Source organism: Streptomyces sp. Tu 2975, from assembly GCF_009832925.1.
In the GTDB taxonomy this organism is placed as follows: Bacteria; Actinomycetota; Actinomycetes; order Streptomycetales; family Streptomycetaceae; genus Streptomyces.
The window spans coordinates 952,549-977,281 of the sequence record NZ_CP047140.1; the positions used below are offsets into that span (position 1 = coordinate 952,549).

Below are 24,733 nucleotides of genomic sequence, written 5' to 3' on the forward strand. Positions count from 1 at the left end.
GGCGGCGCTGAGCGCGACGACCTGCGGCAGCCGGACGCCCCTCCGCGGGTGTCCGGCCGCCGTGCCGTGTCAGGTGCGGCTCGCGGTGCAGTCCGCCGGAGTGGGCCGCCCGGTCGGCCAGGCGAGGCCGACGAATCGGATGCGGCCGGGGGCGTCGGGCGCGAGCTCCACCACGGAGACCGCCTTGTTGTAGGGGTTTCCGTAGTTGTCCAGGCAGATCCAGCCGCTGGCACCGTCGACCTTGCCCATGCCGTGCAGCCGCAGCCACGCGTCGCTGATGCGGCCGAGGGTGGGGATGACGGGGTCGCCGTCGTCGCGCATCCGGACGGCGGTGATCGCGGTGAGACCGGCGTCGTAGAAGGTGATGGTCCGCGAGTCGGTCAGTTCCACCGGGCCGATGTTTCCGACCTCTTCGCTGGTCGCGAGTTCGGCCAGGGTGCGGTAGGCGGCCGCCGAGCCGCCGGTGGCGGGGGCCTTGGGGCCGGTCCAGGCATCCGGGTGGGCCACGGCGGCGTACTGGAGGGTCACTCCCTTGCGGAAGGCGTCCCAGTCGAGGAGCTTGTCGGAGGACAGGGTGGAGGCGCCGGAGCCGGTGATGACGGTGTACTTCTTCTCGGTGCAGCCCCGGTTGCCCAGTTCATTGACGAACTGCCGCAGCTGGACGGGGCGTCCGGCGAAGTAGATGACCTCGGCGGCCGAGGTGCAGATGGTGTCGACCATCTGGTCGAAGGCGTTGGCGGTGGTGCCCTCCTCGTGGAACTCCTCGGGCGCGCGGTACTGCTCGGGTGCACGTGGCGATCCGAGGGTCCGCTCGGCGAAGGCCCGCTTGAGCGCGTCGACGTAGTTGTCGCCGGTGCGGATGTCCTCGACGACCAGGGTGCGCTCGGGGTCGATGTCCTTGTTGAAGTGGGACAGGGCCTTGGCCTGGTCGGTGGTGGTGGGCACCACCCGGGCGAGGCCCGGGTAGGCATCGGGCCGCTGGGGGCTGTTGCCCGAGTCGTCGGCGGTGATGGGACCGCCCACGACGGGAATGCCACGCTCCCGGGTGAGATGGCCGATGGCTGCCTGGGTGGCGGCGGTGGAGACGTCGAAGCCGATCACGACCCGGAGGTTGTCGGTCGTGGACTCGGACATGGCGCCGAGTTGTTCGGCGACGGGCTTCCAGTGGCCGTGGCTGCGGCCGGGGTTGGCGAGCAGGAGCCGTATCGCCGGCTTCTTGCTGTTGGAGTCGTGGTTCGCGCGGTACTGCGCGAGGTAGGCGCCCTGCACCTCGTGCAGTGTCTTCTGCTGTTCGAAGGCCTGGGCCGGTGCCATCGGCAGCATCACCGCGACGGAGACGTGCGGTTCGTCCTTGATCCGCTCGTTCTCGGCCTTGATCCGCGCGCTGACCTCCTTGAGGTTGGCGGCGAAGACGAAGCTGCCGTCGGTGACGCCTGTGCATTCCCGGGCGCCCTCGATACCGCGTTCCTCGACGCCCTTGCCGCAGGACGGGTCCGGCCGGAGGACGACGATGCCGGTCCACACGGCGGCGCCGAGCACGGCCAGGGCGACGACGAGGCCGGCCGCCTTGGTGAGCGGTCCGCCGGGGAGTCTTGCGATGAACGACGTCATGACGCGGCACCTTCCTGGACGGGCAGGTCGGGAGCCTGTGTTCCGGCCCGCAGACGGGCCGGCCAGGCGGCGGACGCCTCGCGATAGGCGGCATGAGCGGCCTTGTTGCCGTACAGCGTCTCCAGCGCGATGCGGACGGTGGTCAGTTCGTCCTCGCGGGGGCGAGGGTGAGCGGGTCGGAAAGCCGCCAGAGCAGGGGCACCAGGGCTGCCACGGCTTCGTGGTGCGGGCCGGGGACGTCGCTGCCGCAGGCCGTGCACGACAGAGTGGGGCTCGAGGCGGGAGGTTCGTAGCCCTCTCGTGGGTGGGGGGCGGCGCAGATCAGGTTGAGCGCGGTCAGCCACTCGGCGGGCGGGGCGACGGTGAACCGGTGGTGCAGGACGCACACCACCTCCTCGACCCGGCCCAGGGCGAGCGTGTGGTGCATATAGGTGTCGCTGCGCGTGTCGCACAGGGATCGCAGGCGCAGTTGGGTGTCGCGCCAGCGCTCGTGGGTGGTGATGGCGGCCAGCCGGTGGCGCAACAGCAGTTCGAGCGCGCGGTCGCCTTCGAGGAACGAGCGGGTGCGGTAGTCGTCGGCCTCGCGGACCCGGGCGGCGACCAGGTCCTCCGAGTGGTCCTCGGGATGGGCGAAGGTCCACAGGCCGCGCCGGGTGGCGGGGGCGGCCGCGGCGGACAGCAGTACCAGGCGCTCCCGCATCACGGGATCGGGCAGCAGTTTGCCGAGGAGCGCGGGCGCGGCCTCGTCGAGGAGTTCGCCGCTGCGTATCGTGCCCGCTTCCTGGACACGCTGCACGGCCGCGTCCGCGAGGATACGGGCGCTCGCCGCCCGGCCGCCGCTGTAGCGGGCGACGACGCGGGGCAGATGGTCGGGGTAGTCGACGGGGCTGAGCATCTCCGCTATGTGGGCCGGTTCGATGTCGGGGATGCTCAGCACCAGGGGCCGGGCCTGCGGTACCGCGTCACCGCCGACCTCGCTCAGCGGTGGGTGCCCGTGGCCCTTGCCGAGGAGGGTGGCGAGGACGACGGGCCGCGTCGGGTCCTTGCCCGGGGCGGCGCGCCGGGTGTCGAGCAGGTCGAGGACGGTGCGGCCGACGCCGGTGTGGGCGTTGTCGAGGAGCAGCAGCGGCCTGGGCTTCTTGTTGAGCCGGCGCAGCGTGCCGTAGTTGGCGTCGATGTCGTCGAGGAGGGCGGCGACGAGATGTTCCTCGGCGGTGCGCCGTCGGTCGTCGAGTCTGCGGAAGCCGCGGACGAACTGGAAGAGCCGTTGCAGCGAGTCGCCCTGGTAGCCCTGGGAACGGTGCAGCCGTCCGCCCCACCAGGCGAGCGCACCCTTGTCCGGTTCGCTCTTGACGAGCTGCGCCCGGGCGGTGTCGAGGACGATCCCGGCGATGCTGTCGAGGCCGGGCACGACGGACAGGACCTGCGGGAGATTGTCGGTGACGACGTCGAACCAGCGGCCGAGGCTCTCCCTGCGGCGTCGGACGTCGGGGTCCTCCGCGGTGATGAGGGTGCGCAGATCGGCCTCCGCGCGACGCAGATCGGGCGGCCGCACATCGGTCCCGTCGCTGTTCAGCGGGCGCCAGGCGGTGACGACGAGAAGGCCAAGAGACAGTCGGGGAAAGACCAGGGACCTGCCGAAGTGCCGTACTTCCAGGCCGAGTTTGTAGGCGAGGAGATACAGCAGGTGGGTGATGCGGGAGGCGTTGGGGACGTCGTCGTCGCCGTCGGCGACACCGGGCTCACCGAAGCCGGGAGCCTCGAGGTCGACCCTTGCGAGCGGCACCCGGCCGTTGTACGCGTCATGGACGGCGCCCAGCAGGGCGGTCCTGCCGCTTCCGCGTCCGCCGACGATCCGTACCACGGGCGCGCCCTTGGGATACGCCAAGGGGACCTGGTACCCGTCCTTGTGGTGCAGTCCGACCAGCCGGGGGACGAACCCTTCCTGCAAGGCTTGCTGACCGTACAGTCTCCCGCCCATGGCGCTCCCCCGCCTCCCCTGCCAGCCGAGCATCATGAGATCAACTCACCGTGCACAGAGGGAACTTACCCGACCGGTGCCGCTGGGCAGAGGGTTGTGGACGAACTGTTCGCCGTGCCTTCCGAAGCCGGCACCGGGCCGCCGCCTCCGGGCGACGAGGGTGGTCCGGTCAGGCCCTTCAGCAGGGGGTGACCTCGGGGTCGATCGGGAGCGGCGCCCGATGCCCATCGGAGTCGGGAGGGTGGAGCCACCCGGCAGCAGCCCGCAGGTCAAGGGGCGCTACCGTGACTCCGGACCTCGAAGATCGTTCACCTCGCGTGATCTACCCCGGCACGCCGCTCAAGACGCCGCATCTCCCCGCCGAGACCGCTCCGCCACCGGGCGAGGCACTCGTGCGAGAACATTGTTGGCAGGGCTTCTCCTGCGAATCACGTGCGGTCCGCGCATCGGCCCCCCGCTTCCCGCCCGTGCTGCTCATCGGCGGTGCGTTCCAGCGCAAGGAGTCCTGGGGGCGCTGCGAAGAGGTGTTCCTCGGGAGCATGGACGTGTTCACCGTCGACCCCCCGGGTTGGGGAGCAGCCGACTTGCTGCCCGAAACCTACGGCGTCGACTTCCTCGCCGACGCGGTCTGCCACATGCTCGACGGGTGGGGTGCCGGTCAGGTCAACGTGCTCGCCGGCTCCTACGGAAGCGCCATCGCCTACGAGATCGCCCGGCGCTACCCGGACCGGGTGGGGCGTATGGTCCTGGTCGGCACGATGACTGCCATCCCCGACCACGCTCAGGCCGCGATGCGCCGCACTCTGGAGCACCTGGCCGCCGGAGACCTGGAGACTTACGCGCACGCGACGGTCGACCTGCTCATGACGCCAGAACGCCTCCCAGACATCCCCAACGGCGCCCGCGTCCGCAGACTGCTGCTGCGCCGCATCGCCAACCTCTCCGAGGCGGAGGCCCACCAGATGCACACCAACACCCTGCGCCTGCTCACCCATCAGGCTCTCGACACCAGCCGGCCGCCTCGTGCGCCGGTCCTGACCGTGACCGGCGAGTACGACTCGTTCACCACGCCGGCGTTGTGCCGCCAGATGGCGGCGGCGTGTGCCGACAGTTGGCACGCGGAGGTCCGCGACGCCGATCACATGCTGATCCTGGAACGGACAGCGGAAGTCGCCGACTTGATCACCCGATTCCTCGCCGAAAGGCCTCTGCACGGACTGCCGTACTGCCGCAGCGTCGAGCGAGTGTCACCGGGCATCACCGGGTGAGTAGTTGCGGTACAGAATTGCCGCTGAGCGCGTCCGGACGACGCAGCGCGGATCAAATCAGGGTCGTCGTCATCGAGGAAGAAGAGCCGCTCCTTGCGGTGCGGGCCGCGGGAGCCCTGGGGGTCTTCATGGTGACCGTGCACAGCATGGGCGGTGCGGGCATCATGAGGGCCGCCGTCGACGCCGCCCGCGGCTTCCCCGGCCTGCGCGTCCTCGCCCTGACCGTGGTCACCAGCATGACCGGCGCGGATCTCGCCGACACCGGGGTCGACGATCCGGTGCAGCAGCAGGTGCTACGGCTGGCGCGGCTGGCGGACAAGGCCGGCTGCCACGGTGTGATCGCCTCGCCGCAGGACGTCGCGGTGTTGCGGAGTGTGCTGGGCAGCGGTGCCCTGATCGTCACGCCCGGAGTAGCGTTGCCCGGTGAGTCACCGGCCGAGCACGCCCGGCCCGACACTCCCCGTGCGGCCGTCGCCGCCGGCGCCTCCCATGTCGTCGTGGCCGGACGGTCACGCGCGCCACGGACCCGGCGGCCGCGTTCCGTGCCGTCCGCGCCGACATCGCTTCGTAGCGGGCGCGCGCTTCGCGGGTGCCGGCCGGTCGGGCAGCCGCTCTTCCTCACCTTCCGGCCCGGCGTGCCGCCTACATCGTCGCCTGCAGTTGGTTGAGCTTGTCCACGACACGGGCGCGGAGGAGCTCGTACTCCTCGCGGAGCCGACGCCATTCGGTGACGGGCGGTCGTGGAACGACGACTCCGCCGGTGACTGTCTCCTCCGGCCGGAACTGTTCCCGGGTGAGGTCGACGTCGATGCCCATGCCGAGGCGGTTCCACCAGTGGAAGTCCACGCGTTCTCCGTCGACGTGGACCTCCCCTCGGACCAGTTCGCCCCCCATGAGGTCATTGAGCACCATCGCGGTCACGCCGCACTGGTCCCGGGCCGGGTTGTCAGGGCTCCAGCGTGATCGGAACTCGGGTGTGCAGGTGTCGGCACTCCAGCTGTCGCGAACGGCTCGCTCGATGTCGGTGAGACGCAACGGTGTCATGCCGGTGATCTTCCCAGCCGGCACCGACAACGGCCGCTCACCGCCTGCACCCCGCGCGAAGTGCGAGAACGATGTAGTCAGGCGCGCGGTCGGCATGCCATGATCTCGGCATAAGGGGGGCGAACCATGGCTCTGTATCTCGGCATACCGCTCGGACTGATGGCGCTGCTCGTCGCCGTCAGTGGAGTGGCTGCGCTCCGGCGGGGCTGGCTGCTGCCCGTGCAGCGGCAGTACATCGTCCGTCCGCATCTCTTCGGCTGGGCGCAGCTGGCGATCGCTCTCGCGCTCGTCATCCAGGTCGCCGGAGCCGTGCTGGTCGAGGCCGACGGCCTCCGTTCCGGGGTCACGATGTCCGGTGCCGCGGTGCTGCTGGGCGGCGTCCTGCTGATCGTGCAGGCTCAGCGCCCGCCGCGCGGCCGCTGAGCACGACGTTCCGCGTTCCGCCGCCTTCCACCGTTCCGCTTCCGCACTTCGCGACGTCCAGCGCAGGGTCACGCCCGGTCACACGCTTGTGCGCCGGTTCCCCAGTAGGCGCGCTCTCAAGACCCTGCGCGCTGCACTCTGCGCCACCGTTCCCGGCCCTGCCGTCGGTCCCGCCCGGTCCCGCCCGATCCCCGCTCGGACGGAGCGCCCGGTCGGTGCGGTCGACTCGTGGCCCGGCCGGGCGTCGACCAGGCACCAGCGGGCGCCTTCGGCGTCTGCCGGGCGTCAGGGGTGCATCCGGGCGCCCTTCAGTACCTTGTCGACCGCGTTGCGCGGTCCGTGGACGCAGATGCCCACCACGTCCAGCTGGTCCTTGGGCACTGCCCGGACGGCGGCGCGGTTGTCCCGGTCGTTGCCGGTGGTGAAGAGGTCGGAGGTGAACACCGAACAGGACATGGCGCGGGAGACGGCACGGCTGTGCGCCGCGGTGAGCGTCTCCTTCGTCCCCTCGAAGACGAGGACGGGCTGCCGGAGCATCGGCAGGTACGGGGTGTCGTCGGCGTCGGCGTACGGTTCGCCGATCACCTCCGGATGCTCCGAGCCGAGGCCGCTGACCAGGAACGCGGTCACGTTGAGCCGCTGCCAGGTCTCCAGGTCCTCACGGAGCAGTACGGCGATCTTGGTGTCGAAGCGTACGGGAGCGTGGTCGTTCGTCATGCTCCGAGACTGCCGACGACCCCTCGGCGCCGTCTTGTACATTCCTTGCATGGTGGCCCACCAGCAGGTCTCCGCGTGGCGACCGCAGATCCCGGGTGTGGTGGAGGTCTTCCACGCGCACTTCACCGAGCACACGTACCCGATGCACGTGCACGACGTGTGGACGCTGCTGATCGTCGACGACGGCGCGGTCCGCTACCACCTGGACCGGCATGAGCGCGGCACCCCGAACGACACGGTGTCCCTGCTCCCGCCGCAGGTGCCGCACAACGGCTCACCGGCGACCGTGGACGGCTTCCGCAAGCGAGTCCTGTACATGGACCTGAGTCAGCTGGACGAGAGCTTCATCGGGCCGGCGGTGGACGGGCCCGATCTCGTCGACGCGCTCCTGCGACGTCGTGTGGGCCAGTTGCACCGCGCGCTGGCGGAGCCGGGCGGTGAGCTCGAGGCGCAGAGCCGGCTCGCCCTCATTCGTGAACGGCTGCGCACGCACCTGCGGCCGCGGCTCGAGAACGGCCCGCGGGCGCAGCCGTCCGCGCGCAGCGTGGCCCACGGCCTGCGGGGCCTCCTCGACGAACGGCTGCTGGACGGGGTGACCCTGGACGAGGCGGCGAAGCTGCTGCACGCCCATCCCACGCACCTGGTCCGGGCGTTCAGCGGCGCGTTCGGCATCGCACCGCACCAGTACCTGATGGCCCGCCGGGTCGACCGGGCGAGGAGGCTGCTGCTCGACGGCCGGCCGCCGACGGAGGTGGCCCCCGCGGCCGGCTTCTACGACCAGTCGCACCTGAACCGCCACTTCAAACGCCTGGTTGGCGTGACTCCCGGGCGTTTCGCCAGGATGATCGGCCGCCCGACCGCCGAGCCCCGTGACCCGGCCTCCGGTCCTCGTCCTCCACTCCCGGGAGCGTCGGCGGCTCATGGGCGGTTCTCCGCCGGCTGACGCCGACGCGGCCTGGCCGGCTCGCGGGTGAACGCTTCCTGGTCCGCGCGCGTCAGGGCCTCCTCGATGCCTCCGCATCGTCGATCGCGAGCATCTTCGTCGCAGGTAGCGGCGGTTGCGGCGGGGCGCGTGCGCTTCGTCGCCGCCGAGGTGGCCGGGCCGGGTTCCGGATCCGCCGTGGGCGGGGGCACGGGGGCCGGGGCTCGCCGTACCCGACCGGACCGGGCACAGGATGTCGGGTCCGACAGGATGGACCCCTCCTAGCGTGAGTGTCGTCAAGGGAGGGAGGCCGGGGTGCTGGAGCGGCTGAACCAGGCCATGGAGCACATCGAGAGCCGTCTCGATCAGCAAATCGACGTGGCCGACCTGGCGCGCATGGCGATGACGTCGGAGTACCACTTCCGCCGACTGTTCTCCGCGCTCGCGGGGATGTCGCTGTCGGAGTACGTCCGGCGCAGGCGGCTGACCGTCGCGGGGGCCGAAGTGCTCGCCGACAGGCGGACGCTTCTGGATATCGCGGTGCGCTACGGCTACGGCTCCGGGGAGGCGTTCGCGCGGGCCTTCCGGGCCGTGCACGGCGTCGGTCCGGGTGAGGCCCGGCGAACAGGTGCGGCTCTGCGGTCCCAGCAGCGGTTGTCCTTCCGTCTCACCGTCGAAGGGAGCGGCAGTATGCGGTACAGGGTTGTGGACAGGGAGGAGTTCCGGGTGGTCGGTATGAAGGCCCGCGTTCCTCTTGTCCATGAAGGGGTGAACCCGGCCATCGCCGAGTTCATCCGGGGCATCGACAAGGAGACGGTCCGGCGGCTCGCGGAGTTGTCCGACCAGGAGCCGAAGGGGATCGTCGCGGTGAGCGACGACCTCGACCCGAGCCGGGCGGAGGGGACGGAACTCGACTACTACCACGGTGTGGTGACCGGTGCCGAGGCGCCGGAGGGCACGGACGTCCTCGTTGTTCCGGCGGGGACGTGGGCCGTGTTCGAGAGCTCGGGCTCGTTCCCGCAGGCTCTGCAGTTCCTGTGGCGGGACGTGTTCACGCAGTGGTTCCCTTCCAACCCGTACCGGAGCAGGCCAGGGCCCGAGATCCTGCGGGTGAGCCTGTCGGCGGACGGGACGCAGGCGGACGCAGAACTGTGGATCCCCGTGGAGCGGTCCGCGCTCTGAGCGTGCTCGCCGGGCCCGGAGTCCCGCCGTCGCACCCCGGCACGGGGCGCGACGGCGGGACGGCACGGCGGCACAGCGGCACAGCGGCACGGGACAGCCTCCCGGCTCCAGGGGTCGTGACGGCGGGCACTCGAGACGCCTCGGGTCCGGACGGCCGTCCGCCGGGAAGCAACGAGCGGCTGCCCCGCCGCCGAGGGCAGCCGACCGGCGAACTGCTCCGCTCACCGGCGCTCACCGCCAGTCCCCCTGCGGCCCCCGGCAGAAGCGAGCGGCGCGGCCGCTCGGACGCCGGTGTCGCCCGAATTGCCCTGCTTCACCGCTCGCGTGCGTGTCGGCCAGGACTCTGGGTACTCGCGCTGCCACGGTGAACCGATCTGCTCGGCTCCGGCCGAGGATCAAGAAGGGACCGGCATGGGACACGGCGGGAACGTCATCGAGGAACTCACGGCGGACCACCGAGAGGTGGACGCGCTGTTCGCCCGGATCGAGATGCAGCCGGTGGCGGACTCACGCCGCCGGCAGCTCGTGGACGAGCTGACGGTGGAACTGGTGCGGCACGCCGTCGCCGAGGAGGAGTACCTGTATCCGGCCGTGCGCCGCCACGTCGACGGGGGTGACGGTCTCGCCGACAAGGAGATCGAGGACCATGCCGGCGTCGAGCGGATGCTGAAGGAGCTCGAGGGCCTCGAACCCGACCACATCGATTTCAACCACCTGGTCGCGAAGCTGAAGCTCGAGGTCGCCGAGCATGTGCGGGACGAGGAGAACCGGCTCTTCCCGCTCCTGGCGGACGCCTGCACCCCCGAAATGCTGGCCGACCTGGGCGAGAAGATCCGCCGGGCGAAGAAGACGGCGCCGACCCGCCCGCACCCCGCCGCTCCGGACACGCCTCCCGCGAACAAGCTCCTTGCTCCCGGGGCCGGCCTAGTGGACCGGGCCCGTGACCTGATCACCGGCCGTCACCACTGAGACCGGCTCCCGGTCCGATGGCTCCCGTTTCCCCGACCGACCGCACGAACCGCATGGACCACATGCACCACGTGAATCGCACAGAGAAAGGAACCGACACCATGAGCACCAGCGAAACCGGCGAGATCACCGGCACGAAGGACAAGCACTACAACCTGATCTGGTACGTCGAGGCGTGCCTGAACAACGCGCTGCGGATGGAGACCTACATCAAGGACGCGGAACGCGACAACGACACCGAGATCGTCGAGTTGTTCCGCAAGGCGCAGGCCGACAGCCGCAAGGGGGCCGAGCTCGGCAAGGAACTGCTGCGTTCGCGCCTCGGCACCTGAGCCGGTTCGGGCGCCTCGGCCGGCCGGTCGCTCCCGGGCCTCGCCGTTCCCACGGCGGGGCCCGGCCGTGTACCGCGGGAGGATCCAGCGCCCGCCGTTGCGGTCAGCGCTGGTAGAGGCCGACGATCGTGCCGCTGGCCAGTTGTGTCTTGTCCACGGCGCGGTGGACGTCGTCGGCGGTGGCCTTGTCGGGGAGTGTGACGGGCTCGGGAAGGGCGTAGAGGCGGAAGAAGTACCTGTGGGCCTCGTCGCCCACGGGTGGTTGCGGTCCTCCCCAGCCTGTGTCCCCGAAGCCGTTGGTCCGGGGCGTGCCGCCTGGGGGTGTTTCGCCGGCTTCCACGGAACCGTCGGCCGCGTCGATGCCGGTGACGAGCCAGTGGACGAAAGTGCCGGAGGGTGCGTCGGGGTCCTCGCAGAGCAGGAGCAGCTCCGCCGTTCCGTCGGGCACGCCGGACCAGGTCAGGGGTGGGGAGATGTTGTCGCCGTCCCGCGCGTGACGTCGCGGGACGAGTGCGTGGTCGTTGAATGCCGCTGTGTGCAGTTCGATCCCAGCCATGCCTCAGCGGTATCCCCCGGCGGCGCCGTCCGCCAGCTCTGGGGCCCAAGTGGCGGAGGCGCTCCCCTGGGCGGCAGGGCCTGTCAGCTCTCGTCCGTGGCCGCCGGCTGTCCGTCCACGAGAAGGACCTCCAAGTTGCGGGGGCCGTGGACGCCCTCGACCCGGTCCAGTTCGATGTCGCTGGTGGCCGACGGGCCGGAGATCCAGGTCAGGGGGCGTGCCGGGTCGAGACGTTCCAGCGCCTGGGGGACGGAGGAGACGACCTGGCCAGGGACGCGGACGACGCAGATGTGGTGGTCGGGCACGAGGGTGATACGGCGGCGGCCCTGGTCCGGCCCGCCGTCCAGGACGATCGTGCCCGTCTCCGCGACGGCGACCGCACAGCCGGTGATCACGCTGTCGGCCCGGTCCAGGTCGTACGCGGTGCTCAACAGGCTGTCCGGGACGCGGTCCGCAGTGACGTCGGTCAGCCAGTCGGACGGCAGGCCGGCCGGTACGAGGACGGTCCGCGCGCCCCGGGCGGACAGCAGCCGCGCCAGGGTGCCGGCCATCTGCCTGCCTGTGCACCGGTGGACGACGGCCCGGTAGTCCGCCAGGTTCTCGGCGAGCAGCGCGACGGTCTGCTCGACGGTGCGTTCGCCGTGCTCGCGCAGGTAGGTGCGCTCGACGGCTTGTGCGTACGGTGCCGGGTCCGCCGCCAGGTCCGCCAGGGCGTGCCGCACTCTGCCGAGGATCAGGTCCCTGCTGCTCACCGGCTGCCGCCCTTTCCGTCGCGTGTTCCGCCGTCCGTGCGTTTCCACCAGGCTCCGAACGACTCCCGTGGCACCGTCGGCAGTTCACGGGTCGCGGTCCACGCCTTGCCGGGGCCGGGGAGCCGGCTGGGGTGGAAGCGCCGGGTGCGGGCGGCCAGGCGCTGGCCGGCACGCACCGCGCCGGGGTGGGTGAGGGCCCATCGCGCGGCGCGCATGGCCGCCCGCTCGGCGGCGTGGCCCCGGGCCGGCTTGAGGACGACCTTGGTGCCCGCCCGGGTCACCGGTCCGCCCTGGGCGACGCGTTCGCGCAGGTGTACGAGCACTTCGGGGATGTCGATGGCGACGGGGCACACCTCGTAGCAGGCGCCGCACAGTGTGGACGCGTAGGGCAGTGACGCGTCGATGTCGCTGCCCGTGCCGCGCAGTTGGGGGCTGAGGATCGCGCCGATCGGGCCGGGGTACACCGACCCGTAGGCGTGCCCGCCGGCGCGCTCGTAGACGGGGCAGACGTTGAGGCACGCGGAGCAGCGGATGCAGCGCAGCGCCTGGCGGCCGACGGCGTCGGCGAGGGTGTCGGTGCGGCCGTTGTCGAGGAGAACGAGGTGGAAGGCGCGTGGGCCGTCGCCGTCGGTGGTGCCGGTCCACATGCTGGTGTAGGGGTTCATGCGCTCCGCGGTCGAGGAGCGGGGCAGCGTCTGGAGGAACACCTCCATGTCACGCCAGGTGGGGACGGTCTTCTCGATCCCTACGACGGAGATCAGCGTCTCCGGCAGGGTCAGGCACATGCGTCCGTTGCCTTCGGACTCGACCACGACAAGGGTTCCGGTCTCCGCGACCATGAAGTTGGCGCCGGAGACGCCGACCTTCGCGCGGAGGAACTTCTCGCGCAGATGCAGCCGTGCGGCCTCCGCCAGCTCGGCGGGTGTGTCGGTGAGACCGTCGGGGGCGGGGCGGCCCCATCGCATCATCTCGGAGCGGAAGATGTCGCGGATCTCGCCACGGTTGCGGTGGATGGCCGGGACCAGGATGTGGGAGGGCCTGTCGTCGCCGAGTTGCACGATCAGTTCGGCGAGGTCGGTCTCGTAGGCGCGGATGCCCGCCGCCTCGAGTGCCTCGTTGAGGCCGATCTCCTGGGTGGCCATCGACTTGACCTTGACGACCTCCTTCTCGCCGGTGGCCTTCACCAGGCCGGTGACGATGCGGTTGGCCTCGTCCGCGTCGGCGGCCCAATGGACGGTGCCGCCGGCGGCGGTGACGGCGCTCTCCAACTGCTCGAGATACCGGTCCAGGTTACGGAGCGTGTGGTCCTTGATCTGTTTGCCGGCCTCACGCAGGGCCGCCCAGTCGGACAACTCGGCGACGGCGTCGGCCCGTTTACGGCGGATCGTGGTCGTGGCGTGCCGCAGGTTGGCGCGCAGGGTCGCATTGTGTACGGCGTCGTGCGCCGCTTTCGGGAATGCGGGCATCCCGACGAACGTGCCGCTCATGCCGAAGGCTCCTCTCGTGTGCTCGCCAGGATCTCGGCGATGTGGACCGGACGCATGCCGACCCCCAGTCGGGTCATCGTCCCCGAGATGTGCATGAGGCACGAGTTGTCCGCCGCGCACAGCACGGAGGCGCCGGTCGAGGCCGCGTTCATGACCTTGTCGGTACCCATCGCGGCCGAGACGTCGGCGTTCTTCACCGCGAACGTGCCGCCGAAGCCGCAGCACTCCTCCGCCCCGGGCAGTTCGGTCAGCTCGAGGCCGCCGACCGCTTCAAGGAGACGCCGGGGCCGGTCGCCGAGGCCCAGGCCGCGCAGTCCGTGGCACGTCGGGTGGTAGGTGACCGTGTGCGGGTAGTAGGCGCCCACGTCCGTGACGCCCAGGACGTCCACCAGGAACTCGGTGAGTTCGTACGTCTTCGGCACCACCGGCGCGAGGGTGCGGGCCAGCGTGTCGCCGCGGCCCTCCGCACGGGCACGCTCACCCATCCGCGGATAGAGCTCGCGCACCATCGCCGCGCAGGACCCCGACGGTGTGACGATCGCGTCGTAGGCGCCGAACACGTCGGCGAAGTGCCGGGCCAGCGGCTCCGCCTGGTGCCGGTAGCCGGTGTTGTAGTGCGCCTGGCCGCAGCAGGTCTGGCCGAGCGGGTGGTCGACGTCGACGCCCAGCCGGGTCAGGAGCCTCACCACGGCCCGGCCGGTTTCCGGATAGAGCGTGTCGTTGACACAGGTGATGAACAGGGCGACACGCAATGCGGCTCCTTCGTCGGCAGGCGGGGTGCGGGGCGGGCCGTGTGCTGCCGGCCGCCCCCGCAGTGGTGGCCGGCGGCGGCGTCGGCCGGACCATCATCTCCGGAGAGCCCTTTCGGCGGCGGCGTCCCATGCGGCACGGTCGCCCGACGGTTCGTAGCGGGTCACGTGCTGGGTGCGGGCGAGCAGACTCCGCATCTCGTCGCGGCCGCCGATCAGGCCGTGGGCGCGGGCCTGGACAAGTATGTTGCCGAGAGCCGCCGCTTCGGCGGGTCCGGCGACCACAGGCAGCCCGCAGGCGTCCGCGGTCAGCCGGCACAGCAGGGCGTTGCGTGCTCCGCCGCCGACGAAATGGACGACGTCGACCGGGTGGTCGGCGAGCCGCTGGGCGTCCTCGACTGCCCGGCGGTGCGCCAGCGCGAGGGAGTCGAGGATGCAGCGGGTCGTCTCGGCGGGCGTGCCCGGCGCCGGCTGTCCCGAGGCTCGGCAGGCCTCCGCGATGCGCTGCGGCATCCTGCCGGGTGCGAGGAACACCGGGTCCGAGGCGTCCACCACGGACGCCGGGCCGGGGATCGCGGCGGCGGCGTCGAGCAGCGGCGTCAACTCCGGGTCGCCCCACTCCCTCAAGCACTCCTGGAGCAGCCACAGGCCCATGATGTTCCGCAGGTAGCGGACGGTGCCGTCGATGCCCAGTTCGTTGGTGAAGGCGGCCCGGCGGCCGGCCTCCGTCAGCACCGGCGAGTCGAGTTCGAGGCCCGCCAGCGACCATGTGCCGGTGCAGATGTAGGCGAAGCGTTCACCGGCGGCCGCCGGGACGGCGGCGACCGCCGACGCCGTGTCGTGGGAGGCGACGGTGGTGACGGGCACCGGCCCGGTCAGCCGGGTCTCCTCGAGGACGTGCGGCAGCAGCGTGCCGGCCGGATCGCCCGGCCGTCGCAGCGGTGGGAACAGCGCGACGTCGATGCCGGTGCTCTCGGCGACAGGGTGGGCCCAGTCGCCGGTACGCGGGTCGAGCAGCTGGGTCGTGGAGGCGTTGGTGAGTTCCGTGCCCTGCTCCCCGGTCAGCCAGTAGGCGATCAGGTCGGGGATCAGCAGCAGGCGGCGGGCCGCGGCGAACTGCGCCGTGCCCCGGGCGGCCACCAGCTGGTACAGCGTGTTGAACGGCGCGTGCTGGGTGCCGGTCGCCGCGTACAGCCGGTCGGCCGGCAGGTCGGCCCACACCTTCTCCGGGACGCCTTCGGTGCGGGCGTCGCGGTAGTGGACCGGGTTGCCGAGCAGTCGTCCGTCCGCGTCGAGCAGGCCGTGGTCGACGGCCCAGCTGTCGATGCCGACCGACTCCAGACGCCTGCCGGCGGCTTCTCCGGCCGCGCGCAGACCGTCCAGGACGCCGGCGTACATGGCGAGGACGTCCCAGTGGAGCGTGGCGCCGGCGCGGACGGGCCGGTTGGGGAAGCGGTGCGCTTCGACGAGTTCGAGGGTTCCGCGGCCGAGGCGGCCGACCATGACGCGTCCGCTGGACGCGCCGAGGTCGACCGCCGCGAAGGCCTTCGCCGGTCCGCTCGTCGCGGAAGGGCGGCGGTCCGTCGCGGGAAGGCGGCGGCTCATCGCAGGAAGGCGGCGGCGACGCCGGCGTCGACGGGGATGTGCAGTCCGGTGGTGTGGGTCAGGTCGCCGCCGGTGAGGGCGAAGACCGCGGCCGCCACGTGCTCGGGCAGCACCTCGCGTTTGAGGAGGGTGCGCCGGGCGTAGAACGCGCCGAGCTCGTCCTCCTCGATGCCGTAGGTGGCCGCCCGTCGGGCGCCCCACCCGCCGGCGAAGATGCCGGAACCGCGCACCACTCCGTCGGGGTTGACGCCGTTGACGCGGATGCCGTGCTCGCCGAGTTCGGCGGCGAGCAGCCGTACCTGGTGGGCCTGGTCGGCCTTTGTCGCGGAGTAGGCGATGTTGTTCGGCCCGGCGAACACGGCGTTCTTGGAAGCGATGTAGACGATGTCACCGCCCAGTTGCTGTGCGGTCATCACGCGGGCCGCCTCGCGGGAGACCAGGAAGGAGCCGCGGGCCATGATGTCGTGCTGGAGGTCCCAGTCCTGCGCCGTGGTCTCGAGCAGCGGCTTGGAGATGGAGATCCCGGCGTTGTTGACGACCAGGTCCACGCCGCCGAAGGCGAGCAGCGCTTCCTGGAACGCCGTGGTGATCCGGGCCTCGTCGGTGACGTCGACAGTGACGGCGACGGCCCGGTCGGCGCCGCCCAGCTCCTGTGCGACGGCGGCCGCGTTGCCGGCGTTCAGGTCGGCGACGACGACGCAGGCGCCTTCTGCGACGAGCCGCCGGGCGATGGCCCTGCCGATGCCGGAGCCGGCTCCCGTGACGAGCGCGATGCGGGTGGCGAGGGGCCGGGGCTTCGGCATCCGCCGCAGCTTGGCCTCCTCCAGGTCCCAGTACTCGATACGGAACTTCTCCGACTCGTCGATGGGCGCGTAGCGGGAGACGGCCTCGGCGCCGCGCATCACGTTGATGGCGTTGACGTAGAACTCGCCGGCCACGCGGGCGGTCTGCTTGTCCTTGCCGAACGAGAACATGCCGACGCCGGGAACCAGCACGATCGCCGGGTCCGCGCCGCGCATCGGCGGCGAGTCGGGCCGGGCGTGACGCTCGTAGTAGGCCCGGTAGTCCGCGCGGTAGGCGGTGTGCAGTTCCTGCAGACGCGCGACGGTGGCGTCCAGGGAAGCGGTCGCCGGCAGGTCCAGTACCAGCGGGCGCACCTTGGTGCGTAGGAAGTGGTCCGGGCAGGACGTGCCCAGGGCCGCGAGCCGGCCGTGCTCGGCCCGGGAGACGAAGTCGAGCACGACCTCGCTGTCGTCGAAGTGCCCCACCTGCGGCCGGTCGGCCGACGCCAGGGCGCGTACATGCGGGGCCAGGGCCGCTGCTCGTGCGCGCCGCTGGGGCTCCGGCAGCGGCTCGTACCCGTCGAGCACCGGCCCGAAGGGGTCGGGGCGGCCGCGGTCGGCGAGGAACGCCTCCGCGGTGCGGATGATGTGCAGCGAATTGCGCTCGCACTCCTCGGAGGTGTCGCCCCAGGCGGTGATGCCGTGGCCGCCGAGGACGCAGCCGACGGCCCGCGGGTTGGCCTCCTTCACGGCGGCGATGTCCAGGCCGAGCTGGAAACCGGGTCGCCGCCACGGCACCCAGACGACGCTGTCGCCGAAGCACTCGGCGGTCAGTTTCTCCCCGTCCGCCGCGCATGCCAGCGCGATGCCGGAGTCGGGGTGCAGATGGTCGACATGGGCGGCGTCGACGAGTCCGTGCATCGCGGTGTCGATGGACGGTGCGGCCCCTCCCCTGCCGTGGAGGCAGTAGTCGAACGCCGCGACCATCTCGTCCTCGCGCTCCACACCCGGGTACGCGGCGGCGAGGGACCGCAGCCTGTCCAGCCGCAGCACGGCGAGGCCGGACGCGGTGAGCGTGCCGAGGTCTCCGCCGGAGCCCTTGACCCACATCAGTTCCGTGTCCCCGCCGGTCACCGGGTCGGTGGCGACTCCTTTGGCAGAGGTGTTGCCGCCCGCGTAGTTGGTGTTGCGCGGGTCGGAGCCGAGCCGGTGGGAGCGTCCGAGGAGAGCTGTGGCCGCGGGGTGTGGCGAGGAGGCCATGTGTGTGTCCTTCGAGGTGTGTGCGTACGGGATGACCTGCCGGGCGGTTGCGTTCAGGCGCCCCAGCCCGCCTGCTGTCCGCCGACCCGCTCGTCGGTGATCCGCTGCTGCCAGCCCGAGCGGTGGTAGGCGGCGACCGGGTCGGGGTCGAGGCCCGTCTCCTCGCGGAGTTCGGCGAGCAGCGGCCGGACGTCGGTGTTGTAGGCGTCCATCAGCACGGCGTTCGCGGCGAGCACGTCGCCGGCGCGCTGGGCGGCGGAGAGGGCGTCACCGTCGACGAGGAGGGCCTTCGCGGTGGCCTCCTGGACGTTCATCACCGAGCGGATGACGGCGGGGATCTTCTGCTCGATGTTGTGGCACTGGTCGAGCATGAACGCGACCTCGGGCGTCAGCCCGCCGCCACGGACGACCTCGTACATGATCCGGAAGAGCTGGAACGGGTCGGCGGCGCCGGCCATGAGGTCGTCGTCGGCGTAGAAGCGGGAGTTGAAGTCGAATCCGCCGAGCTTCCCCTCGCTCAGCAACAGCGCCACGATGAACTCGATGTTGGTGCCGGGCGCGTGGTGGCCGGTGTCCACGACGACCTGCGCCTTGGGGCCGAGCCTGAGGCAGTGGGCGTAGGCGGTGCCCCAGTCAGGCACGTCGGTGGTGTAGAAGGCCGGCTCGAAGAGCTTGTACTCCAGCAGCATCCGCTGCGTCTCACCGAGCCGCTCGTACACGGTGCCGAGCGCTTCGGCGAGCCGGTCCTGACGGGCCCGGATGTCGTCCTGGCCGGGGTAGTTGGTGCCGTCGGAGAACCACAGCTTCAGGTCGCGGCCGCCGGTGGCGTCCATGATGTCGACGCATTCCAGCAGGTGGTCCAGGGCCTTGCGCCGCACCGCGCGGTCGGGGTGGCAGACGCTGCCGAGCTTGTAGTCGTCGTCCTGGAAGACGTTCGAGTTGATCGTGCCCAGCCGCAGACCCCGCTCCCCCGCGTACTTCGCCAGTGCCGCGTAGTCGTCGACCCGGTCCCAGGGGATGTGCAGGGCGACGGTCGGCGCGACGCCCGTGCGGGCGTGCACCTGGGCGGCGTCGTCCAGCTTCTCGTACGGGGTGCGCGGGACGCCCGGCTGGGCGAAGACCTTGAAGCGGGTGCCTGAGTTCCCGTACGCCCATGACGGCGTCTCTACGGTCTGGTCCTGCAGGGCTGCTTTGACAGCGGCGCGGTCGGTCACGTGGGCTCCTACGGCATCGGGGCCCGGGCGCGGTGCCCATGGACCCGGTGCGATACGTGCGTGGACAGTCTGGATGAAACGATTCAAGAGCGATTCAAGAGGACGCTAGGTGTGCGGGCCCGGGGACGTCAACCCCCGCCTCGGCGGACACCGTCTCCTGCAAAGGGCAGTCGGGGGAGGGCCGATGTCCGGAACGGCCGGCCATTGACGCGACAACACGCCGGTGCTTAACCTCCCGACCAAACCTCAGTGAAACCTTTCACAGCGGCCATCGGGTGGTTCCGCACGCCGTCGGGATCACCGATGAGAACAACGCCGACCGCCACACCCTCCGACCCTCGGGACGGTCCTCCATGCAGCGCGTCTGTTTCCTGCTCAAGGTCCGCAAGGACCGGCTCGCCGAATACCGGGAGCGTCACGCGGCCGTGTGGCCGGAGATGCTCGACGCCCTCTCCGCCGCCGACTGGCGCAACTACTCGCTCTTCCTGAGGGACGACGGTCTGCTCGTCGGATATCTGGAGACGGACGACTTCGACGCGGCCAGAGCCGCGATGGAGGCGACCGGCGTCAACGCCCGCTGGCAGGCCGAGATGGCCGACTGCTTCGAGGCCCTGGACGGGCAGCGGCCCGACGAGGCCATGAAGCCCCTCACGGAGGTGTTCCACCTGGCCTGAAGCGACCCGCCGTCCCGACGGCATGCCGGTGCGGCGCCGTGTCGGTGCGGCGTCCGGCTCCGGCAGGGCACCGCGCAGCGCTCCGCTCTGCCGGACGTCACGCCGCCGCGGTTCCGCGCCGCCGAAGGCCCGGCGGGCCCGCGGCCGGCCGGTGGGTAACCTGAGGCCTGCCTGTGCTCTTCCTACCCTGGAGGTCTTGACCCGATGGCCCGCTCGGTGGGAATCAAGGACATCGCCCGCGCCGCCGGCGTGTCCGTGGGCACGGTCTCCAACGTGATCAACCGCCCGGCCACGGTCTCGCCCCCCACCCGGGCCCGGGTGGAGGCCGAGATCAGCCGTCTCGGCTACGTCCGCAGCGAATCCGCCCGCCAACTGCGGGCCGGCCACAGCCGCATGATGGGGCTGCTCGTCCTCGACATGGGCAATCCGTTCTTCGCGGACATCGCACGCGGCGCGCAGCAGGCCGCCCGCGGCTCGGGGCTCGGTGTCATGATCTGCGACAGCGCCCAGAGCCCGGCGGACGAGGCCGAGTACCTGGCACTGTTCGCCGAGCAGCGCGTCCGCGGGGTGCTCGTCACCCCCGCCGACGCCACCGGCGGCACCATCAGGACCTTCCGCCGCCACAAGATCCCCTTCGTGCTCGTCGACCGGGTCGCCGAGGGCAACGCCGAATGCTCCGTGTCCGTCGACGACGTGACCGGCGGCGCTCTCGCCGTCCGCCACCTCGTCGAATCCGGCCACCGGTCCCTCGCCTACGTCAGCGGGCCGCCCGGCCTCAGCCAGGTCCGCGACCGCCGCACCGGTGCGCTGCAGGCCCTCGCCGAGGCGGGCCTGCCGCCAGGGGTGATGCGGGAGCTGCCCACCGACCGCCTCGACGTCGCCGCCGGACGCGACGCCGGGGCGCGCCTCCTCGGCATGACGGACCGGCCCACCGCCGTCTTCTGCGCCAACGACCTGCTCGCTCTCGGCGTGCTTCAGGCCGTCTTCGCGGCGGGCGTACGCGTCCCGGACGACCTCGCGATCGTCGGCTACGACGACATCGAGTTCGCCGCTGCCGCGGCAGTGCCCCTCACCTCGGTGCGCCAGCCGGCCCGCACCATGGGCACGCTGGCCGCCCAGCTCCTGCTCGAGGAGATGGAGACGGCCGACGGCGGCGACCACGAACACCGCCGTGTGGTGCTGGAACCGGAACTGGTCGTACGGCGCTCCAGCCTGCCGCCCCGCTGAGATCCCGGTCGGGGGACGGGAACGCGCGGTGCCCCTTCACCAGCTGACTGACGATCATGCGATGTGGCGTTCCGCCAAGGATGCCGGCCCGTATCTCGAGTCCCGCCGCACGCCCGACGATCGCGTCGCACAACTCCCGTGCGGACAGGAGGTCGTGACCGGCGAACGGGCTGAACCGCCGCGACTCGCGGGACAGGCAGCCCTGGGGGAACCCGGACAGCGGTCGGCGTCGCCGTGGACGAGGGTGCGCAGGACGATCCCGGGGCCGGCGGCCGTTTTCAGACGGTGCGTGAGGACCGTGGGGTCCTCGGCTGTCCGGCTCAGCCAATGAGCACCGGGATCCTTCTCGGCTCCTGCGGTGGACGGCCCGAGCGGCCGGAACCGGCGCTCTTCAGGCGCGCTTCGGTTCGAAGTGCATCGCGGTGATACCGCAGTCGAACTGCCTGGCCGCGACAAGGCGCAACGGCTGGTTCCGGCCGAGGGCGGGGAACACCGGCATTCCGGCGCCGATCGCTGTCGGGTTGACGAGGAGGTGGAGCTCGTCGAGCAGTCCCTCGGCGATGAGGCTCGACACCAGAGTGCCGCCGCCGTAGGCGATGATGTCACCGCCGGGCTGGTCCTTGAGCTTGCCGACGATCCCCGCGAGGTCACCGCCGGCGACGACGGTGTTGTCCCAGGGCGACTCTGTAAGGGTGTTGGAGATGACGACCTTGGGCGTGTTGTTCATCTTGTCGATGGACGCCTGGTCCTCGCCCTCCGGGCCGGCAGCCCACGTGGGGATGAAGCCTTCGGCCAGCTTTCGGCCGAGGACGATGCAGTCGACCGGTTCGGTGAGCGAGTCCAGGTAGGCGTTGATGTCGTCGGTCCACGGGAAGGTCATCCAGTCCATCTCGCCGTTCGGGCCGGCCATGTAGCCGTCGGCGGTGGTCTGGACCTGGAGCTTGAACGTGCGCATGGGGTGTTCCCTTTCAATCTGCCGCTCTGCAGGTGATCCGACACTATCGACGGCTGCCGCGACCGGAACTCATCGGTGGCGCCCGCAGGCAGGGGCGGATTCATTGACCGAAACCCGATGTCCGTCCGACCTTCGTTCACGTTAGCGTGCGATTCGACTCGTGAACTGGGGGAATACATGGCGGCCACGCCCATCGTCGATCTGCGCGACTTCGGCCCGGACTTCGTCCGCGATCCTTATCCGGTCTACGCCCGGCTCCGGGCCGAGGCGCCCGTGCACCGGGTGCTCGACCCCGACGGCGAGGAGATCTGGCTCGTCCTCGGCCATGACACCGCTCGCGCCGCCTTCACGGATCCGCGCCTGAGCCGGGACTGGATCAAGTCCGGGGACGTCAGCCAGATCATCAATACCGGCCAGGACCAGCCTGCCCTCGCGCACATGCTGATGTCGGACCCGCCCGACCACACCCGGCTGCGGCGGCTGGTGACCAAGGGCTTCACCCCGCGCCGCATCGACGCGCTGGCGCCGCGCATCCAGCAGATCACGGACGAGTTGCTCGACGCCATGCTGGCGGAACCGTCGCGGCGGGCGGATCTGATCGCGGCTTTCGCCTTCCCGCTGCCGATGACCGTCATCTGCGACCTGCTGGGTGTGCCCGAGCTCGACCGGGACGCCTTCCGGCGCTGGTCCAACGAGATGGTGGCGCGCACCAGCCCGGAGGCGGAGGCGCAGGCCTACGAGGAGATGCCCGCCTATCTGGCCGAGTTGATCGCCGCCAAGCGGGCGCGTCCCGACGAGGACCTGCTCAGCGCGTTGATCCACGCGGCGGACGCCGACGGGGACCGGCTGTCGCCGGAGGAGCTCATCGGCATGTCCGTCCTGCTGCTCATCGCCGGCCACGAGACGACGGTCAATCTCATCGGCAACGGCATGCGGGCGCTGTTCTCGCACCCCGAGCAACTGGCGGCGCTGCGGGCCGACTTCGGGCTGCTCGACGGAGCGATCGAGGAGATGCTCCGTTACGACGGTCCGGTGGAGACCTGTACGGACCGCCTCGCGCTGGAGGATGTCGAGATCGGAGGGGTGACCATCCCCGCCGGCTCCACCGTCCTGATCACCATGGCGGACGCCGACCGCGATCCGGAGCGCTTCAAGGACCCCGACCGGTTCGACATCCGCCGGGACGCCCGCGGCCACATCGCCTTCGGTCACGGTCTGCACTACTGCCTGGGCGCGCCACTCGCGCGGCTCGAGGGCCGGATCGCGTTCCGCACACTGCTGGAACGCTGCCCGGACCTGGCGCAGGACGCGGACGAGGCGGATCTGCCGTGGATGCCGGGGTTGCTGATCAGAGGTGTGCGCAGGCTGCCCGTGCGGTGGTGACCGGCGACGGGCAGGCCCCGGTCAGCCGGTGCGGCGGAGGCGGGCCAGGGCCAGCGGGCGCCGGGGCTGTCGTCGGCCCACGGGGCGCCGCCGAGGGCCCTCACTGATCGCGACGTCCATGAGCGAGTGGTAGGACGGGTGGAAGTCCACCTCGTCGATCCGGTTCCCGCACCGGTCGTGGGTACGCAGCACAGGTTCGCAGCGGTTGGCCTCCTCGGCCCAGCGCTGGACCTGTTCGGAGCCGGCGAGCCTGCCGATGCGGTGCAGGTCCTCGGCGTACCAGCCGGCACCTTCGCGCCGCAGGCCCTCGAGCAGTACGGCGTCGTCCGCGACGTCGTGTCCGACGAGCGGCGGCTGGTCGGTCACGACATGGGTGTCGGCGGTGGGCCGGCTGCTCGGTGAGGCGCCGGTCGGTGCCGCGCCGGTCGCGCCGGCGCTCGCGGCGGTTCGTGGGCGGCGGCGGGAGTCGTCGTCATGGTGATCCTCGGGGTGTCGTAGGGGTGGTCAGCCGGCGGTCCGGGCGCCGGCGCAGCGCAGGGACATCGCGACCAGTTCGTTGACCAGGTGCTCGGCGGCGTCGCCGGCCGCGGGATCGGACAACGGGTCGACCAGCACCTCACCGATCGCGCCGGTCAGTGCGGCGGCGGTGACGTCGGGGTCCTGCGGCGGGAGGTGTCCGCCAGCGATGCCCTCGCGGATCACCTCGGCGAACACGTCGCGGTAGCGGCGCCGGAACTCCAGCCGCTCACGGGCCACGGCCTGTTCGGCGGGGGCGGCGAGGAGTGCGTGGGCGAGGCCGCGGCGCTCCATGGCGCGGTGGGCGAAGACGCGCACGCCGTGCGCGATCCGCTCGACGGGGTCCCCGCCGGCGTCCCGGAGGACTTCCGCTAGCACCTCGACCTCGCGCCCGGAGGCGCGCCGGAAGACCTCGACGGCCAGCGCCCCTTTGGAGGGGAAGTGCTGGTAGACCGACCCGACGGACATGCCGGCCGCAGCGGCGACCGCGGTGACGGACGCGTTCGCCCAGCCGGATTCGGCGACGACGGAGGTCGCCTGCTCCACGAGGTGCTCCCTGGCGGCGTCGAGCCGGCTCTGCACGGCGGGTGTCTTGCGGTAGGCCATACAACAAGTGAACCATTGTTCAGATCTTGGGACCAGCCATCTGTATCACCCTCCCTCAGGGCGCGCCGAAGACGCCGCAGGGGGTGAGCGTGTGAGGACGGACCGGAAGCCGGCCGTCAGCGCGAGGGGCCGGCCACTTCGCCGTGCGGGCTCCGGTCGTCGAGCAGGTGCTTCCTGCCCCAGGCGCCGAGAGGGCCGAGTGCCTCGTTGAGGGAGACGCCCAGCGGGGTGAGCGCGTAGGTGACGCGGCGTACCGCTCCCTCGCAGTCCTCTGCACGGACGACGATGCCGTCGGACTCCAACTCCCGCAGGTGGGAGGCGAGAACCTTCTCGCTGATGCCGGGAATGCCGCGCCGCAGCTCACCGAACCGGCAGGGACCGGACTCCAGCGCCCACAGGACGAGGACCTTCCACTTGCCGCCGACGACGTCGATCGCCGCGTCGATGCCGCACACGTACGCGTCGCGCCGGGTCATGCGCTCACCATAAGGTAACCACCCACAAAAAAGTGCGTACTT

General features: G+C 71.3%; 24 protein-coding genes and 1 pseudogene. 10 read left to right on the top strand and 15 right to left on the bottom strand.

Going from position 1 to position 24,733, the window contains the following annotated elements:
• Positions 1-69 precede the first annotated feature (69 nt).
• Both GLX30_RS04130 and GLX30_RS04135 read right to left on the bottom strand, forming a co-directional pair.
• The gene (locus GLX30_RS04130) at positions 70-1,611 is read right to left on the bottom strand and encodes a hypothetical protein (protein ID WP_159683646.1); all 1,542 of its coding nucleotides are present in this window, start codon (positions 1,609-1,611) and stop codon (positions 70-72) included.
• A 142-nt stretch (positions 1,612-1,753) separates the two neighbouring features.
• A complete protein-coding gene (locus tag GLX30_RS04135; protein ID WP_244257999.1) occupies positions 1,754-3,562 on the bottom strand; it encodes a hypothetical protein in 1,809 nt (602 codons plus the stop codon).
• 314 nt (positions 3,563-3,876) lie between these two features.
• Between GLX30_RS04135 and GLX30_RS04140 the strand changes: the two genes are divergently transcribed.
• Positions 3,877-4,860: an alpha/beta hydrolase gene (locus GLX30_RS04140; protein ID WP_159683649.1), complete on the top strand. Its 984-nt coding sequence runs from the start codon at positions 3,877-3,879 to the stop codon at positions 4,858-4,860.
• Between the two features lie 17 nt (positions 4,861-4,877).
• On the top strand, positions 4,878-5,528 hold the full coding sequence (locus GLX30_RS04145; protein WP_159683652.1) for an orotidine 5'-phosphate decarboxylase / HUMPS family protein: 651 nt from the start codon (positions 4,878-4,880) through the stop codon (positions 5,526-5,528).
• Here the strand turns inward: GLX30_RS04145 and GLX30_RS04150 are convergent.
• Complete coding sequence (locus GLX30_RS04150) at positions 5,503-5,904, bottom strand: hypothetical protein (protein WP_159683655.1); 402 nt, start codon at positions 5,902-5,904, stop codon at positions 5,503-5,505. The genes GLX30_RS04145 and GLX30_RS04150 overlap by 26 nt on opposite strands.
• A 126-nt stretch (positions 5,905-6,030) precedes the next feature.
• Between GLX30_RS04150 and GLX30_RS04155 the strand changes: the two genes are divergently transcribed.
• Complete coding sequence (locus tag GLX30_RS04155) at positions 6,031-6,327, top strand: hypothetical protein (RefSeq protein WP_159683658.1); 297 nt, start codon at positions 6,031-6,033, stop codon at positions 6,325-6,327.
• A 285-nt stretch (positions 6,328-6,612) separates the two neighbouring features.
• Here GLX30_RS04155 and GLX30_RS04160 read toward each other — a convergent pair whose 3' ends face one another.
• The gene (locus tag GLX30_RS04160; protein ID WP_159683661.1) at positions 6,613-7,044 is read right to left on the bottom strand and encodes a DUF2000 domain-containing protein; all 432 of its coding nucleotides are present in this window, start codon (positions 7,042-7,044) and stop codon (positions 6,613-6,615) included.
• Positions 7,045-7,093: 49 nt separating this feature from the next.
• Between GLX30_RS04160 and GLX30_RS04165 the strand changes: the two genes are divergently transcribed.
• From GLX30_RS04165 to GLX30_RS04180, 4 genes are all read left to right on the top strand, one after another.
• Positions 7,094-7,987, top strand: coding sequence for an AraC family transcriptional regulator (locus GLX30_RS04165; protein ID WP_159683664.1), 894 nt, complete (start codon positions 7,094-7,096; stop codon positions 7,985-7,987).
• 294 nt (positions 7,988-8,281) lie between these two features.
• Positions 8,282-9,148, top strand: a complete 867-nt coding sequence (locus GLX30_RS04170; RefSeq protein ID WP_159683667.1) for an AraC family transcriptional regulator — start codon at positions 8,282-8,284, stop codon at positions 9,146-9,148.
• 411 nt (positions 9,149-9,559) lie between these two features.
• Positions 9,560-10,117, top strand: coding sequence for a hemerythrin domain-containing protein (locus tag GLX30_RS04175; protein WP_159683670.1), 558 nt, complete (start codon positions 9,560-9,562; stop codon positions 10,115-10,117).
• A 101-nt stretch (positions 10,118-10,218) separates the two neighbouring features.
• Positions 10,219-10,449 (top strand): hypothetical protein, encoded by a 231-nt coding sequence (locus GLX30_RS04180; protein ID WP_159683673.1) that lies wholly within the window; start codon positions 10,219-10,221, stop codon positions 10,447-10,449.
• Positions 10,450-10,552: 103 nt separating this feature from the next.
• Here GLX30_RS04180 and GLX30_RS04185 read toward each other — a convergent pair whose 3' ends face one another.
• From GLX30_RS04185 to rhaI, 7 genes are all read right to left on the bottom strand, one after another.
• Positions 10,553-11,005 carry a YbhB/YbcL family Raf kinase inhibitor-like protein gene (locus GLX30_RS04185; protein WP_159683676.1) on the bottom strand — a complete coding sequence of 151 codons (453 nt, stop codon included), beginning with the start codon at positions 11,003-11,005 and terminating at the stop codon, positions 10,553-10,555.
• An 83-nt stretch (positions 11,006-11,088) separates the two neighbouring features.
• Positions 11,089-11,757, bottom strand: coding sequence for an LUD domain-containing protein (locus tag GLX30_RS04190; RefSeq protein ID WP_159683679.1), 669 nt, complete (start codon positions 11,755-11,757; stop codon positions 11,089-11,091).
• Positions 11,754-13,244, bottom strand: a complete 1,491-nt coding sequence (locus tag GLX30_RS04195; protein ID WP_159683682.1) for a LutB/LldF family L-lactate oxidation iron-sulfur protein — start codon at positions 13,242-13,244, stop codon at positions 11,754-11,756. Before GLX30_RS04195 ends, GLX30_RS04190 begins: the two co-directional genes overlap by 4 nt.
• Positions 13,241-13,996, bottom strand: a complete 756-nt coding sequence (locus GLX30_RS04200; protein WP_159683685.1) for a (Fe-S)-binding protein — start codon at positions 13,994-13,996, stop codon at positions 13,241-13,243. The genes GLX30_RS04195 and GLX30_RS04200 overlap by 4 nt, the downstream gene beginning before the upstream one ends.
• Before the next feature lie 93 nt (positions 13,997-14,089).
• Positions 14,090-15,598 (bottom strand): rhamnulokinase family protein, encoded by a 1,509-nt coding sequence (locus tag GLX30_RS04205; RefSeq protein ID WP_159683688.1) that lies wholly within the window; start codon positions 15,596-15,598, stop codon positions 14,090-14,092.
• Positions 15,595-17,640 (bottom strand): bifunctional aldolase/short-chain dehydrogenase, encoded by a 2,046-nt coding sequence (locus GLX30_RS04210; RefSeq protein WP_159683691.1) that lies wholly within the window; start codon positions 17,638-17,640, stop codon positions 15,595-15,597. Before GLX30_RS04210 ends, GLX30_RS04205 begins: the two co-directional genes overlap by 4 nt.
• A gap of 53 nt (positions 17,641-17,693) precedes the next feature.
• Positions 17,694-18,854: an L-rhamnose isomerase gene (gene rhaI / locus GLX30_RS04215; protein ID WP_159683696.1), complete on the bottom strand. Its 1,161-nt coding sequence runs from the start codon at positions 18,852-18,854 to the stop codon at positions 17,694-17,696.
• A gap of 353 nt (positions 18,855-19,207) precedes the next feature.
• Between rhaI and GLX30_RS04220 the strand changes: the two genes are divergently transcribed.
• Entirely contained in the window at positions 19,208-19,528 is a 321-nt protein-coding gene (locus tag GLX30_RS04220; RefSeq protein ID WP_159683698.1) for an L-rhamnose mutarotase, read from the top strand.
• Between the two features lie 204 nt (positions 19,529-19,732).
• Positions 19,733-20,755, top strand: a complete 1,023-nt coding sequence (locus GLX30_RS04225) for a LacI family DNA-binding transcriptional regulator (RefSeq protein WP_159683701.1) — start codon at positions 19,733-19,735, stop codon at positions 20,753-20,755.
• A gap of 391 nt (positions 20,756-21,146) precedes the next feature.
• On the opposite strand, the gene GLX30_RS04230 is transcribed toward GLX30_RS04225, so the two are convergent.
• Positions 21,147-21,710 (bottom strand): dihydrofolate reductase family protein, encoded by a 564-nt coding sequence (locus tag GLX30_RS04230; protein WP_159683703.1) that lies wholly within the window; start codon positions 21,708-21,710, stop codon positions 21,147-21,149.
• Between the two features lie 177 nt (positions 21,711-21,887).
• On the opposite strand from GLX30_RS04230, the gene GLX30_RS04235 reads away from it, so the two are divergent.
• On the top strand, positions 21,888-23,093 hold the full coding sequence (locus tag GLX30_RS04235) for a cytochrome P450 (RefSeq protein WP_159683706.1): 1,206 nt from the start codon (positions 21,888-21,890) through the stop codon (positions 23,091-23,093).
• Positions 23,094-23,149: 56 nt separating this feature from the next.
• Here GLX30_RS04235 and GLX30_RS04240 read toward each other — a convergent pair.
• The 3 genes and pseudogenes from GLX30_RS04240 to GLX30_RS04250 all read right to left on the bottom strand — a co-directional run.
• Positions 23,150-23,569: pseudogene (locus GLX30_RS04240) on the bottom strand (DNA alkylation response protein); the annotation flags it as partial.
• A gap of 28 nt (positions 23,570-23,597) precedes the next feature.
• Positions 23,598-24,215: a TetR/AcrR family transcriptional regulator gene (locus tag GLX30_RS04245; RefSeq protein ID WP_159683709.1), complete on the bottom strand. Its 618-nt coding sequence runs from the start codon at positions 24,213-24,215 to the stop codon at positions 23,598-23,600.
• A gap of 116 nt (positions 24,216-24,331) precedes the next feature.
• Complete coding sequence (locus tag GLX30_RS04250) at positions 24,332-24,691, bottom strand: helix-turn-helix domain-containing protein (protein ID WP_159683712.1); 360 nt, start codon at positions 24,689-24,691, stop codon at positions 24,332-24,334.
• Positions 24,692-24,733 lie beyond the last annotated feature (42 nt).